The organism is Streptomyces sp. WMMC940, assembly GCF_027460265.1.
In the GTDB taxonomy this organism is placed as follows: domain Bacteria; phylum Actinomycetota; class Actinomycetes; order Streptomycetales; family Streptomycetaceae; genus Streptomyces.
On the sequence record NZ_JAPZBC010000001.1, the window covers coordinates 5,621,449 to 5,635,640 of the forward strand.

General features: G+C 72.0%; 12 protein-coding genes and 1 pseudogene. 6 read left to right on the forward strand and 7 right to left on the reverse strand.

Features of this window, described 5'->3' with window-relative positions; translation table 11 throughout:
- Positions 1–86: 86 nt before the first annotated feature.
- Positions 87–1,079: an NAD-dependent epimerase/dehydratase family protein gene (locus O7595_RS24785; protein WP_269730822.1), complete on the reverse strand. Its 993-nt coding sequence runs from the start codon at positions 1,077–1,079 to the stop codon at positions 87–89.
- Positions 1,080–1,243: 164 nt separating this feature from the next.
- Positions 1,244–2,275, reverse strand: a complete 1,032-nt coding sequence (gene glnII, locus O7595_RS24790; protein WP_269730823.1) for a glutamine synthetase — start codon at positions 2,273–2,275, stop codon at positions 1,244–1,246.
- A 529-nt stretch (positions 2,276–2,804) separates the two neighbouring features.
- Between glnII and O7595_RS24795 the strand changes: the two genes are divergently transcribed.
- A complete protein-coding gene (locus O7595_RS24795) occupies positions 2,805–3,716 on the forward strand; it encodes a Gfo/Idh/MocA family protein (protein ID WP_269730824.1) in 912 nt (303 codons plus the stop codon).
- A 102-nt stretch (positions 3,717–3,818) separates the two neighbouring features.
- Here the strand turns inward: O7595_RS24795 and O7595_RS33960 are convergent.
- Positions 3,819–4,148: pseudogene (locus O7595_RS33960) on the reverse strand (hypothetical protein); the annotation flags it as partial.
- Between the two features lie 951 nt (positions 4,149–5,099).
- Positions 5,100–5,459 carry an arsenate reductase family protein gene (locus tag O7595_RS24805; protein WP_269730825.1) on the reverse strand — a complete coding sequence of 120 codons (360 nt, stop codon included), beginning with the start codon at positions 5,457–5,459 and terminating at the stop codon, positions 5,100–5,102.
- A 181-nt stretch (positions 5,460–5,640) separates the two neighbouring features.
- Between O7595_RS24805 and O7595_RS24810 the strand changes: the two genes are divergently transcribed.
- The 4 genes from O7595_RS24810 (at position 5,641) to O7595_RS24825 (ending at position 10,174) form a co-directional block, all read left to right on the forward strand.
- Positions 5,641–5,931, forward strand: coding sequence for a hypothetical protein (locus tag O7595_RS24810; RefSeq protein WP_269732614.1), 291 nt, complete (start codon positions 5,641–5,643; stop codon positions 5,929–5,931).
- Between the two features lie 304 nt (positions 5,932–6,235).
- Complete coding sequence (locus O7595_RS24815) at positions 6,236–7,105, forward strand: HalD/BesD family halogenase (RefSeq protein WP_269730826.1); 870 nt, start codon at positions 6,236–6,238, stop codon at positions 7,103–7,105.
- Positions 7,106–7,472: 367 nt separating this feature from the next.
- Complete coding sequence (locus O7595_RS24820; protein WP_269730827.1) at positions 7,473–8,318, forward strand: class I SAM-dependent methyltransferase; 846 nt, start codon at positions 7,473–7,475, stop codon at positions 8,316–8,318.
- The gene (locus O7595_RS24825) at positions 8,315–10,174 is read left to right on the forward strand and encodes a choline/carnitine O-acyltransferase (protein ID WP_269730828.1); all 1,860 of its coding nucleotides are present in this window, start codon (positions 8,315–8,317) and stop codon (positions 10,172–10,174) included. The genes O7595_RS24820 and O7595_RS24825 overlap by 4 nt, the downstream gene beginning before the upstream one ends.
- Positions 10,175–10,251: 77 nt before the next feature.
- Here O7595_RS24825 and O7595_RS24830 read toward each other — a convergent pair whose 3' ends face one another.
- Positions 10,252–10,536: a YciI family protein gene (locus O7595_RS24830; RefSeq protein WP_269730829.1), complete on the reverse strand. Its 285-nt coding sequence runs from the start codon at positions 10,534–10,536 to the stop codon at positions 10,252–10,254.
- An 8-nt stretch (positions 10,537–10,544) separates the two neighbouring features.
- Positions 10,545–11,111, reverse strand: a complete 567-nt coding sequence (locus O7595_RS24835) for a TetR/AcrR family transcriptional regulator (protein ID WP_269730830.1) — start codon at positions 11,109–11,111, stop codon at positions 10,545–10,547.
- 160 nt (positions 11,112–11,271) lie between these two features.
- Here O7595_RS24835 and O7595_RS24840 point away from each other — a divergent pair, with 160 nt between their 5' ends.
- On the forward strand, positions 11,272–12,360 hold the full coding sequence (locus tag O7595_RS24840) for an alkene reductase (protein WP_269730831.1): 1,089 nt from the start codon (positions 11,272–11,274) through the stop codon (positions 12,358–12,360).
- 165 nt (positions 12,361–12,525) lie between these two features.
- On the opposite strand, the gene glnA is transcribed toward O7595_RS24840, so the two are convergent.
- Positions 12,526–13,935, reverse strand: coding sequence for a type I glutamate--ammonia ligase (gene glnA, locus O7595_RS24845; RefSeq protein WP_093660179.1), 1,410 nt, complete (start codon positions 13,933–13,935; stop codon positions 12,526–12,528).
- Positions 13,936–14,192 lie beyond the last annotated feature (257 nt).

A 14,192-nucleotide genomic window follows, 5' to 3' on the forward strand; every position in this document is an offset into this window, starting at 1 on the left:
GCCCCGGCCCCCACCGCACGGGTGCGCCCGCCGGGCACGGCCTTCCGGCGCGGGGGCAGTGGGCCGGCGGTGGCGCCCCCGGGTGCTCAGGAGCCGCCGAGCAGCGCCGACTCCTGGGCCGCGGACAGGCCGACCGGGCTCCGGTCCGGACGCAGGGGAGCGCTTCCGCCCAGCCCCTGGAGCCAGGTCCACGTGTCGGCGACCGTCTCCTCGGCCGGCCGGCAGCGCAGACCGGCCGCCAGGGCCCTGGAGACGTCGGCGCAGTGCATCGCGTCGTACGCCTCGCCGCGCGGGATCCACACCGGCAGGTCCGTCCAGGGCTCCACCCCGGCCGCGGCGATCCTCTCGGCGTCGAGCCAGCGCAGCTCCGCGCCGGAGCCGGTCGCCCGGACGCAGGCCTCCAGCAGCCCGCCCATCGTGGTGTGACCGTGCGGCGAGACCAGGTTGAACGGACCGGTCAGCCGCTTCCGCACCGCGTCGAGGGTCCAGAGGGCGAGGTCGCGTACGTCGACGAACTGCACCGGCAGGTCGCGCGGACCCGGCGCGGGCACCGTATCGCCGCGCGCCACCCGGTCCAGCCACCACGGCAGCCGGCCCACGTTCTCCCCGGGCCCCAGGATCAGCCCCGCGCGCACCAGCAGCGACCGGTCGGCGCCGAAGGTCTCCGACACGGCCAGCTCGCCGCCCCGCTTATCGCGGGCGTAGTCGGTCGGCCCGGAGTCCGCCGCGGCACCCTCCACCAGCGGGCCGTCCTCGTCGAGCCCCGCGGCCGCCGGCCACGCGTAGACCGAGCGGCTGGACACGTACACGTAGTGGCCGACCCGGTCCGCGAGCAGCCGTGCCGCGGCGAGGACGGCGGACGGGGCCGACGACCAGGTGTCGACGACGGCGTCCCACTCGCCCTCCGCGAGCGCGCCGAGCCCGTCCGGCGCGACCCGGTCGCCGCGCAGCACCCGCACCCCCGCCGGGGCCTCGTGGCGCCCCCGGTGGAACACCGTCACCTGCCAGCCGCGGGCCAGCGCGGCCTCCACCACGGCCCGCCCCACGAACTCCGTACCGCCCAGCACCAGAAGTCTCATGGTGCCGAGCGTGCCCGCCCACCCGCTCCGACGTGCGGGATTCCGCTGCGGGGAGAATCCGGCCGCGCCCCGTCCGCCCGAAGGACGCCGGAGGAGCCCCGGTGACGCGGAAGGGGCGCCCGCCGGATGACCGGCGGGCGCCCCTTGGCGAAGCGGCTGCGGGATCAGACCTGGCCGGCCTTCTCCAGCGCGGAGCAGCAGGTGTCCACCAGCAGGCGGGTCACCACGTACGGGTCGACGTTCGCGTTCGGACGGCGGTCCTCGATGTAGCCCTTGCCGTCCTTCTCGACCTGCCACGGGATGCGCACCGAGGCACCTCGGTCGGAGACGCCGTAGCTGTACTCGTTCCAGGGGGCCGTCTCGTGCAGACCGGTCAGGCGGTCGTCGATGCCGGCGCCGTAGTTCTTGACGTGGTCCAGCGGCTTGGAACCCTCGCCCAGCGATTCGCACGCGGTGATGATGGCGTCGTAGCCCTCGCGCATCGCCTTCGTGGAGAAGTTGGTGTGCGCGCCGGCGCCGTTCCAGTCGCCCTTCACCGGCTTCGGGTCGAGCGTCGCGGAGACGTCGAAGTCCTCGGCGGTGCGGTACAGCAGCCAGCGGGCGATCCACAGCTGGTCCGCGACCTCCAGGGGTGCGAGCGGGCCGACCTGGAACTCCCACTGGCCCGGCATGACCTCGGCGTTGATGCCGGAGATGCCGAGACCCGCCTGCAGGCAGTTCTCCAGGTGCGCCTCGACGACGTCGCGGCCGTGGATCTCGTCGACGCCGACACCGCAGTAGTAGCCGCCCTGCGGGGCCGGGAAGCCTCCGACCGGGAAGCCGAGCGGGCGGTCCCCGTCGAAGAAGGTGTACTCCTGCTCGATGCCGAAGATCGGCTCCTGGCCGGCGAACTTCTCCGCGACCTCGACCAGCTGGGCGCGCGTGTTGGACGGGTGCGGGGTCATGTCCGTGTTCAGGACCTCGCACAGCACCAGCACGTTGTCGCCGCCGCGGATCGGGTCGGGACACGAGAAGACCGGCTTCAGGACGCAGTCGGACGCGTGCCCCTCGGCCTGGTTGGTGCTGGACCCGTCGAAGCCCCAGATGGGAAGCTCGGAGACGTCTGCGGCGGAACCCGTCAGAATCTTCGTCTTCGAGCGGAGCTTCGCGGTCGGCTCGGTGCCGTCGATCCAGATGTACTCAGCCTTGATGGTCACGGGCCCTCATCCTTTGCGGGTGCAGCGGGTATGAGGCGCAGCTTCGCAACCCCGGATTTCCCGGCCATTGCTCGATTGTGAACCCCGTGTTACTCGGGGATCCCGCGGTCCCCGAACCCGCCGTGCGCCCCGATTCCCGCCGGATCGCGGGCGAATGACCCGGGCCGGGGCCCCGGTGGAGCACGGGCGGGTGGTCCGGACCGGGCCCTCGCGGACCGCCCGGGGAGGACGCGCCCGTACCCGGCCGTCGGGGTTCGGGCGCGGCGCGGGGTGCGCGAGAGCGCCGAGGCGTACGCGAAGGGCGGCGCGGGGACCCCCGACCGCGGTGCCGCAACCGTCGTATACGCAGGTTGATCCGCGAGTCGCCGGGTGCGAGGGCCGGCCGCGCGTCGGCGTCTTCCAGGGGGACGGCGTCACCGGCGGTCCGGCCGGGCGGCTTCCCGGGGCCTGACGGCGGTGTGCCGCGGGCCCGGCTGGTGACCACCCGTCCCCCGCTCCTCCGCCGCCGCCCGCCGGGCAGACTGGCCGCATGACGAGACTGCGCATCGGACTGATCGGAACGGGCCCCTGGGCGGAGCGCACTCAGGCACCGGCCCTCGCCGCGCATCCCGGGGCCGTCCTCAGCGGTGTGTGGGGGCGGCGCGCGGAGGCCGCCGGCGCGCTCGCGTCGGCCCACGGGGTCAAGGCGTACGAGGACGTGGACGCGCTCATCGGCGCGAGCGACGCCGTCGCGTTCGCCCTGCCGCCCGACGTCCAGGCCCCGCTGGCGGCCCGCGCGGCCGCCGCCGGACGGCATCTGCTCCTGGACAAGCCGGTGGCGACGACGGTGGCCGGGGCCCGTGAGGTGGTGGCGGCCGCGGAGGGTTCGGGGGTCGCGTCCGTCGTCTTCTGCACCCTGCGGTTCGCGGCGGACACGGCCCCGTGGATCGCCGAACAGGCCGCCGCGGGCGGCTGGTTCACGGGCCGGGCGCACTGGCTGGGCTCGCTCTTCGGGCCCGGTTCGACGAGCCCGTACGCCGCCTCGCCATGGCGGCGGGAGAGGGGCGGGTTGTGGGACGTCGGGCCCCATGTGCTGTCCGTGCTGCTGCCGGTGCTGGGCGAGATCACGGAGCTGACGGCGCTGCGCGGCCCGGCCGACACCGTCCATCTGGCGCTGCGGCACGCGTCGGGGGCGTCGAGCACGGCCACCGTGGGCCTGAGCGCGCCTCCCGAGGCGTCCGGCGCGAGCATCGACCTGTACGGGGAGCGGGGACGTGTTCCCATGCCGTCGTGGAGCGACGCCGTCGGCGCGTTCCGCTCGGCGGTCGACGCCCTGCTGCAGTCGGCCCGCACGGGCGATCCGCACGCCTGCGACGTACGACTGGGCCTGCGGATCACGGAGATCCTGGCGCAGGCGGAGGAACGGCTGGGGGAGGTGCGGTCCGGGGCGGCCGGAGGCTGAACCCGCCGCGGGACCGGGCATCGCGCCGGGAGGACGCCCCGCAGCAGGCGACGCACCGGGTGCCCGCGGAGCGGTCGCGGGCACCCGGGCGCAGGAGGCGGATCAGCCGACGCGCTCGATGCGCGCGTTGCGGATCAGGAACTTCCCGGGCTCCCGGACCTGCTCGAACGCGGCGTTGTTGAGCAGTGCGCAGCTGCCGGAGGTCGACGTGACCTCGACGGTCGTCGACTTGTCGTTGTCGAGGTTCGTCACCTTGAGCTGGGTGCCGATCGGGAACTGGCCGCTGGAGGCCGCCGGAGCGCCGCCCTCACCGGACAGCGTCACGGTCGATCCGGCGCAGACGACCTCACCGGCGGCGCCTGCCTGGCCCCCTCCGCCTGCCTGGTCCCCGGCGTCGTCCGCGGGCGGCTGCTCGGCGGCCGGGGGCTCGGCGGCCTCGCCGCCACCACCCGCGCCGAGGCGCTCGATGCGGACCTCGCGGATCACGTTCTTGCCCGCCTCGCGGACCTGCTCGAAGGCCGCGGCGTTCAGCAGTGCGCAGCTGCCGGAGGTCGACGTGACCTCGACGGTGGTGGTCTTGCCGTTGGCCAGGTTGGTGACCTTGAGCTGGGTGCCGATCGGGAACTGGCCGCTGGAGGCCGCCGGAGCGCCGCCGTCGTCGGAGAACGTGAGGTTCTGGCCGGCGCATACGACCTCCCCGGCCGCGCCCGCGCCCGCACCTCCGGCCGCCTGGCCCTCTTCGGCCGGAGGCTGGGCCGAAGCCGCCGCCTGGTCTCCTCCGCCGGAGCCCTTCTCACAGCCGGCGGCTTCCTGCTGGAGGTTGATCTGCCTGATCACCGCCTCGCGGTTGGCGATCCGTGCTTCCGACTGGGCGTCGGGATTGGCGCGTTGGCCCGCGATGAAGTTCTCGTTGTTGCGCACCGCCTGGGCGAGGCCGTCACAGGCCGCCGAGGCATTGCTTGTTCCGGTCATGACAACCGCAGTGCCGCCGACCAGTGCCGTGGCACCGATCATGAGCGCGATCTTCTTCTTGCCGCTGAGGGTCTTCTTGCGCGACACGTAAGGCTCCTGTCCCCGGCTCTGAACGGCGGCCGGATCGGTTCCGTGTGCCGTTACGTACGAGTAGGCCGAGGGCCCTGCTCAACGTCCAAGCGGTGACTTCCTTAACTGCGACTTAAGTTTTCGCAGGTGGGCGGGGACCTGGAGGTTCAAGGCCGGCCGCGGGCGCCGCCACGCCGGTCGTCCCGGTCATCGCTTCGAGCGCCGTCACGCCGGTCGTCCCGGTCATCGCGTCGGGCGCCGTCGCTGCCCCGTCGCCGCCGTCGGTACCGATTCCGCCGTCGGCGCCGTGCCCGTCCGTGCGGTTCGGCCCGACCGGCGCGTTCAGCGACCGAGTGCGTCCCGTACCGCCTCGTCGGTACGTGCCACCACTGCCGTGCCGTCGTCCGCAGTGATGATCGGACGCTGGATCAGCTTCGGGTGCTCGGAGAGCGCCGAGATCCACCGGGCGCGCGAGTCCGCGTCCCTCGGCCAGTCCTTGACGCCGAGTTCCCCGGCGACCGTCTCCCCGGTCCGGGTGATGTCCCACGGCTCCAGCCCGAGCCGTTCGAGGACCTCGCGGATCTCCTTCTCCGACGGGACGTCGTCGAGGTAGCGGCGCACCGTGTACGACGCGCCCTCCTCGTCCAGCAGGCGCAGCGCGCTGCGGCACTTCGAGCACGCGGGGTTGATCCAGATCTCCATTCCGACACCGTACTCCCCGTGCGCCACTCGAACACCCCTGAAGGCCCCTTGGCCTGGGGCGATTGTCAGTGGTGGGCGATAAAATCGAACTAGTTCGTGAGGGACCAACCACCGCGCCAGGAGGTCGCCGATGGGCGTTGCCGCAATCACGACGATGACGGGGACGGGGACGGAGCAGGGCATGAGGACGGGGGCCACGAAGAGGAGGGCGAGTCGGCCGGAGCACCGGCCGGTGCTGCCCGAGCCGGCGAAGAGGCCACTGCCCGCGGGACTCCCGCGCGAGTGGTACGAATCGCACAACCGCCGGCTCAAGGCGATGCGCCTGGCCATCGCGCTGCTCGACACGGGTGTGTACCATCCGGCGAACGCCAGCGACCGGCGGATACGCACCACGGCCGAGCGCATCGGCATCCATCCGCCGTCCGACACGACGTGCCGCATGGTGCGCTCACTGATCCACTACGCGGACTGAGGGTCCGCCGGACCTGTACCTGCGGGGACCCGCACCGGTGGTTCCCGCACCGGCGGGGCCGGTACCCGCGAATCCTCGGGTCGACGGACGGCGGTCCGACGGCCGGGACGCACCTTCGGCGGCCCCCGGGCACCTGCCCGGGGGCCGCGCACGGCGCTCGGCCAGTCCACCCCCCGGCCCGTCCGCCCGGCGCCCCGCTCGTGTGGCGTGTCACAGACAAGCGGCCGGGGCTGTGGGAGGTTCAACTCTGCTGTTCCTCAGTTGAGTTGGTGCCGCCCGCCGGCCCGCATACCGAGAGGATCGAATGAGCACACTGGAAGCCATGACGCTGGACCAGGTGGTCGACACGAACCGGTATCCGCTGTCGGAGCTCGACGGCGCCGAGGGACGGGCGGTGGTCGCCCGCGCCCGGCGCGAGCTGTCCGGCCTCGGCTGCACCGTGCTGCCCGACTTCATCCGCCCGTCCCTCCAGGACGTCCTGCGGGAGGAGGGCTCGGCGCTCGCCCCCCGCGCGTACCACGACGTCGAAACGGTGAACGTCTACAACATCGCCGTCGACTCGGACCTGCCCGAGGACCATCCCGGCCGGAGGACGTTCCAGCGCGGCAACGCGTTCGTCGCCAGGGACCGCATCCCCGAGGACTCACTGATCGGACGGCTCTACTCGAACGCCGTGTTCAGGGAGTTCGTCGCACGCTGCTTCGGACTGCCGCGGCTGCACGAACTGGCCGACCCGCTCTCCGGACTGGTCCTCAACGTGGTCCCGCCCGGCATGGAGCACCCCTGGCACTTCGACACCAACGAGTTCACCGTCAGCATGCTCACCCGGGAGGCCGAGGACGGCGGCGTCTTCGAGTACTGCCCCGGCATCAGGTCCGCGCAGGACGAGAACTTCGCCGGCGTACGGGACGTCCTCGACGGCCGCGGCGGCCGGCTGGTCCGCCGACTGCCCCTGCGCCCCGGCGATCTGCAGCTCTTCAAGGGCCGTTACTCGCTGCACCGGGTGAGCCCGGTCCGGGGCGGGACCGCCCGCCACTCCGCGATCTTCGCCTACAGCGAGCGCCCCGGCGTCATCGGGAGCGTCGCCCGCACCCGGCAGTTGTTCGGACGGGTGCTGCCCGAGCATCTGGAGGCCGAGGGCCGTGCCGTCCGGGGCGACCGGCTGCTGGACTAGTGCCGCGCCAGGCGAGGTCTGCCCGTCAAGGAGCGGCGTCCGGTGCGGTGGATCGCAAGGTGCCGGATCGACGTCGTAGGGCCTACCCGGTTGACTCGGCAGCGCCGCGAGTCGCCGTGCCGGGGGCGCGACGGGCCAACGTTGCCTGACGCGGCACTTGGGGCCCCGGCCGCGCCCTGACCCTCCGGGCCACCCCGCAGTCGCCCCGCACGCGGCCCAGGCGCCCGCGGCGCCGGCACATCCGCCCACGGCCACCGGCACACGCGTCCCCCGCCCACCACCGCCGGACCACCGCGGCCGGGCAGCGTGTCCGTCCCGGCCCCGCAGGCGTTTCCCACACAGCGACCCCACGGAGGAGCAGAACCCCGTGCGATTCGACGCCACCGGAAAAGTCTCCCTCGACCACATCTACACCCGACCCGACCCCCGTACGTACTTCAACGTGCTCCGCCCCCTCGGCTACTGCGTCCCCCAGCAGGCCAAACCCTGGTTCACCAAGCTGATCCAGGAGTACCGCGAGTCCCGGCAGGTCGCGGTGCCGCAGGTGCTGGACATCGGCTGCTCCTACGGCATCAACGCCGCGCTGGTGAAGTACGACGCGACCATGGACGAGCTGTACGGCCGCTACGGCGACGCCCGAGCCGCCGACGACAGCCGCGCGGCCCTCCTGGCCCGTGACCGTGAACTGGCCCGCTGCCGCCGCCCCGCACAGCCCCTGCGCTTCGTCGGCCTGGACGCCGCCGGCAGCGCGCTGGCCTACGCCCTCGAAGCGGGCTTCCTCGACGACGCGGTCCACGCCGACCTGGAGAACCACGACCCCACGCCCCGCCAGCACGCCCAGCTCGCCGGCACCGACCTGGTGATCTCGACGGGCTGCCTCGGCTACGTCACCGAGCGGACGCTGACGCGCGTGGTCCGCGCCCAGGGCGGACGTCTGCCGTGGATGGCGCACTTCGTGCTGCGGATGTTCCCCTTCGACCAGATCGAACAGGCCCTTGCCGGGCTCGGGTACCGCACCGTCCGCGTCGGCGAGGTCTTCAGACAGCGGCGGTTCGCCTCCCCCGAGGAGCAGGCGCTCGTCCTCGACGGCATGGCGGCCGCCGGGGTGGATGCGCGGGGCTTCGAGGCGGAAGGCTGGCTCCACGCACAGCTCTACCTTTCCCGGCCGTACGACACCCCAGGCACCGACGACCCGAAACGAGACAAGTGGTGAACAACCCTCAGACGTCCGCGCCGGAGGCCCCGGCGCCCGCCACGGCCCCGTCCACCTTCGCCAACGAGGCGAGCCTGCCGCGGGTACCGCTGCCGACGCCGGAGGCGAGCTGCGAGCGGTTCCTCGCCTGGTGCGCTCCGCTGCTCACCGCGGACGAACTCGCGGCGACCGAGGCGGAGGTCGCCGCCTTCCTCCGGCCCGACGGCCCCGGCCGCGTCCTGCACGCGGCACTGGAGGAGTACGACGCCACCGAGGGCGTGCACAGCTGGCTGGACACGTTCTGGCCGTACCGCTACCTGGGCCGGCGGGACCGCATCGCGCTCAACGCCAACTTCTTCTTCCTGTTCCAGGACACCGGTGAGCGGCAACTGGCGCGCGCAGCCGGGCTGATCGCGGGGGCGTTGCACCACAAGGGCCTGCTCGACCGGGAGCAGCTCCCGCCCGTGGTGCAGCGCGGAGTCCCCCAGTCGATGGTGCAGAACACGTTCCTCTACTCCACCACCAGGATCCCGGGGGTGCCCCGGGACACCGTCCGCGCCCCCTACGGGCCCGACCGGCCCGGCCCGTCCGCCGCCCGGCACATCGTGGTGTTCTTCCGCGGCGGCATGTTCCGGCTGGACGTGCTCGGCCCGGACGGCGTGCCCTACGGGCTGGAGGACCTGGAGGCCGGACTCGGCGCGGTCGTGAAGGCAGGGGCCGAGCCCCCCGCGCCGGACACCTCGGTGGGCCACCTCACCACGATGGCGCGCGCGGAGTGGGCGGCAGCCCGTGAGGAACTGCTGCACGCCGACCCCCGCAACGCCGAGTCGCTGGACGTCGTCGAGACCGCGCTGTTCTGCGTCTGCCTGGAGGACTTCGCACCCGCCGGGGTCCAGGAGGCGTGCGACGAACTGCTGTACGGGGACCGTGGGAACCGCTGGTTCGACAAGGCCGTGTCGTTCGTCGTCTTCGCGGACGGCCGCGCGGGCATCAACGTCGAGCACTGCGAACTCGACGGCACCACCATCCTCGGCTTCACCGACTTCCTCCTGAACACCCCGGCCGAGGAGCACTCCCGCCGCTCGGGGGCCCGCGCCCGGGGCCTGCCCGCGCCGGAGCCGGTCGTCTTCACGCTGGACGCACCGCTCAGGGAGAAGGTACGCGCCGCCGCGGAGTCCTTCGCCGCGTACGGAGAGGCCACCGCGACCACCACGGTGTCCTTCGCGGACTTCGGCAGCACCACGGCCAAGTCCCTCGGCATGTCCCCGGACGCTTTCGTCCAGTGCGCCTACCAGCTCGCCCACCAGCGCGCCAAGGGGTTCCTGGGCGCCACGTACGAATCGATCGCCACCCGGCAGTACCGCAACGGGCGCACCGAGGCCATGCGCGTCGTCACGCCGGAGATGCGGGCGTTCGTCACGGCGATGGAGGATCCCGCCGCGTCCCCGGCCGGGCGCCTCGCCGCGTTCCGTGCCGCGGCCGACGCCCATGTGGCGCGTGCGAAGGCATCCCAGGCCGGCCAGGTGCCCGAACAGCACCTGTGGGAACTGGAACTCGTCCAGCGCCGCCGCGGCCCGGAGCTCGGCGTCACCGAGCAACCCGCGCTCTACCGCACCGCGGGCTGGCTGAAGATGCGCGACGACTACCTCAGCACCAGCTCCGCCCCCTCCCGCAACATCCAGTTCTTCGGCTTCGGCTCCACCAGCAGCCGCTGCATCGGGGTGGCCTACGTACTGCTCCCCGAGCGCCTCAACCTCTACCTGAGCACCCCGCTGCCGGTCGCGGACCGGATGCACGCCTTCGCTGACCGCCTGCGCGACGCGATCGCGGAACTCCGCGCCCTGCTGCGACCCGGAGGGGCGCAGCAGGGCGGCTGACTCCCCCGCCCGACACGGAGGGTCCGTCCCGCGCACGGCGGGACGGACCCTCCGCGTCCCGGGGCCGGGGCCGGGGTTCACCGCAGGAAGGCCAGCCGATCGTCCGCCATTCCCGGCGCGATCTCGATGATCTCCGCCGTGACGACGTCCTGGGCGACGAACGGGTCCTCCTCGACGCGCTTGTGGAGTTCCTCGCGCGAGGCGTTGTGGGCGAGGACCGCGCCGCCGAGCTCCGGCTGGATGCTGCCGACCAGCAGGAACACGCCGTCGTCCAGGCCGCGCCGGATCCACTCCTGATGGCCGGGCATGTGCCGGCCGGCGGCGGCCTTGTTTTCGGAGAACCGGAGCAGGACGACGAACATGGGGTCTCTCATTTCTCGTAGGTCTGCAGCCAGTCGCGCATCCGGTCGACTTCTCGCTGGATGAAGGCCTCGTCGTGGAAGGCGTTGGCCATGACGGCGACGCCCTGGCTGAAAGCGAGCACGTGCATCGCCAGCTCGTCGGCCCGCTCCGCCTGCCCGAGCAGCGCGAACTGTTCGCGGAGCCATGCGCGGAACAGCGTGAACAGGCGGCCGGCCCGGCCGAGCATGGCGTGCTCCAGTTTGGCCAGCTCCGTGGTCAAGGTGCCGACCGGGCAGCCGTAGTACTGGATGTCGGCGCGGTTCGTCAGCACGATCTCGACGTACCGCATGATGCGGCCTGCCGGGGTGGACGCCTCGGTCTCCCACTGCTCCAGCATCCGGCGGGTGTCGGCAAGGCGGGCGTCGATCACCGCGTCCAAGATCGCGTCCTTGGACTTGAAGTGGTAGTAGAAGTTGCCCCGCGACAGTCCGACGGCTCCCGCGATGTCCGCGAACGAGGTGTGCTCGTAGCCGTGTTGGTAGAAGAGCCGGTCGGCCGCCGACACGATCTGCTCACGGGTCGTCACAGCGGTCACGCTGATCCCCTTCCGCCGTAGGACAACCGACCTAGGATCACAACGTAGGTCAACCGTCCCAGGGCGTCAAGTCGTTGACATCGGCGGCGAGGGCGACCTAGCGTGGCGGCGCTCTAGGACAGCTGTCCTACGACCCCTCGACGCAACGTTGGAGCTCCTTGTGCCCCTCGACCTGTTCGCGCCGTTCGACCTGGGCGGCCTCAAGCTCGCCAACCGGCTGGTGATGGCGCCGATGACCCGAAACCGCGCCGAGGCCAACGGGTGCGTTCCCCCGCTGATGGTCACCCACTACCGGCAGCGCGCCACCGCGGGCCTGATCATCGCGGAATCCACCACCGTCTCGCCCCAGGCGGTGGGCTACCCCTTCACCCCCGGCCTCCACTCGGGCGCCCACGCGGCGAGCTGGCGACGCCTGACCGAGGCGGTCCACGCCGAGGGCGGCCGCATCTTCGTCCAGTTGCAGCACTGCGGCCGCGTCTCCCACCCGAGCCTGCTGGACGGCCGGACGCCCGTGGCCCCCTCCGCGCTCGCCCCCGCCGGACAGGCCGTCACCCACGCCGGCCCGCAGGACTTCGTGACACCCCGCGCACTCGAACGTGACGACCTGCCGGGCATCGTCGCCCAGTTCCGCCGCGCCGCGGAGCTGGCCAGGCACGCGGGCTTCGACGGCATCGAGATCCACGCCGGCAACGGCTACCTGATCGACCAGTTCCTGCGCGACGGGGCCAACCACCGCACCGACGCCTACGGCGGCAGCAGGGCCGGCCGTATGCGTCTGCTGAACGAAGTCCTCGACGCCGTGTGCGACCTGTGGCCCGCCGGGCGGGTGGGCGTGCGCCTGACGCCGGAGAACAGCTTCAACTCGATGTCGGACTCCGACCCGCAGGGCCACTTCGAGTACTTCCTGGGGCAGCTGAGTCCTCGCGGTCTGGCGTACGCGCACGTCCTGGAGGGCGACATGACGACGAAGACCGCAGCTGTCGACTACCGCGCGCTGCGGACGAGGTTCTCCGGTGTGTTCATCGCCAACAACGGCTACGACCTCGCGCGCGCCCAGGCGGCGGTGGACGCCGGGGACGCCGACCTGATCGCCTTCGGCACACCGTTCCTGGCCAACCCGGACCTGGTCCGCCGGCACCGGGAGAGCCTACCCCTGACGGCGGCCGACCCGACCACGTTCTACGGTGGCGGGGAAGTCGGCTACACGGACTACCCGTTCCACCGGGGCGACGGAGCCCGAGCGGTGTGACCGACCGGGTCTGCGAGTACCCCGCCCGGCCACCACGCGCAGACCGCTCGACGATCCATGAGGAGCTTCGACCGCACACGACCGTGGGCCGCGTCCTCCCGGAGCGGAGGACACGGCCCACGTACGGCCCAGGTCAGTGTCACTGCGCTCTGACCTGCGGGCTTTCTAGATGTCGAAGTACAGCTCGAACTCGTGCGGGTGCGGACGCAGCTGGATCGGGGCGATCTCGTTCGTGCGCTTGTAGTCGATCCAGGTCTCGATCAGGTCGGCAGTGAAGACACCGCCGGCCTGGAGGTACTCGTTGTCCGCCTCGAGGGCGTCGAGGACCGCCGGCAGCGAGGTCGGGACCTGCGGGACGCCCGCGTGCTCCTCGGGGGCGAGCTCGTAGAGGTCCTTGTCGATCGGCTCGGCCGGCTCGATCTTGTTCTTGACGCCGTCGAGGCCCGCGAGCAGCAGCGCCGAGAACGCCAGGTACGGGTTCGAGGACGGGTCCGGCGCGCGGAACTCGACGCGCTTGGCCTTCGGGTTCGAGCCCGTGATCGGGATACGCATCGCGGCCGAGCGGTTGCGCTGCGAGTACACCAGGTTCACCGGCGCCTCGAAGCCCGGCACCAGGCGGTGGTACGAGTTGACCGTCGGGTTGGTGAAGGCCAGCAGCGACGGGGCGTGCTTCAGGATGCCGCCGATGTAGTAGCGGGCGGTGTCGGAGAGGCCCGCGTAGCCCTGCTCGTCGTAGAAGAGCGGGGAGCCGCCCTGCCACAGCGACTGGTGGACGTGCATGCCGGAGCCGTTGTCACCGAAGATCGGCTTGGGCATGAAGGTCGCGGTCTTGCCGTTGCGCCAGGCGACGTTCTTCACGATGTACTTGAAGAGCATCAGGTCGTCGGCTGCGGCGAGCAGCGTGTTGAACTTGTAGTTGATCTCGGCCTGGCCGGCCGTGCCGACCTCGTGGTGCTGGCGCTCGACCTGCAGGCCGGCGTTCTCCAGCTCCAGCGAGATCTCGGCGCGCAGGTCGGCGAAGTGGTCGACCGGCGGTGCCGGGAAGTAGCCGCCCTTGTAGCGGACCTTGTAGCCCCGGTTGTCCTCGATCGCGCCGGTGTTCCAGGCGCCGGCCTCGGAGTCGATGTGGTAAAAGCCCTCGTTCGCCGAGGTGGCGAAGCGCACCGAGTCGAAGACGTAGAACTCGGCCTCGGGGCCGAAGTACGCGGTGTCCGCGATGCCGGTGGAGGCGAGGTAGGCCTCGGCCTTCTTGGCGATGTTCCGCGGGTCACGGCTGTACTGCTCGCCCGTGATCGGGTCGTGGATGAAGAAGTTGATGTTGAGGGTCTTGTCACGGCGGAACGGGTCCAGGCGCGCCGTGGAGAGGTCCGCGCGCAGCGCCATGTCGGACTCGTGGATGGCCTGGAAGCCGCGGATCGACGAGCCGTCGAAGGCGAGCTCCTCGGACGGGTCGAACGCCGTGGCCGGAATCGTGAAGTGCTGCATCACGCCGGGAAGGTCGCAGAACCGGACGTCGATCATCTTCACGTCGTTGTCCGCGATGTACTTCTTGGCGTCGTCGGCGTTCTGGAACATCCAACTCCTCCTACTCCCGTCCCGGGGAGGGGCGGGGTTGTGACTCGGTCGTGCGGCCAGTGCGGTGGCACACGCAGGACACGACCCTAGGCAGCCGGGATTTCTCCAGCATGACTCATTTGTTTCGCGGAAGTTAACCGGGCGGCCGGTGCCCCGAGCCGCGACACGCCTCGCGGGCCCCTCGGGCTGCCCTCGCCCGGCCCCGTCCGGGCCGGTGACCGAGGCCCGGGAAGGCGCTGCCCCAGGGGTTTCCGGGC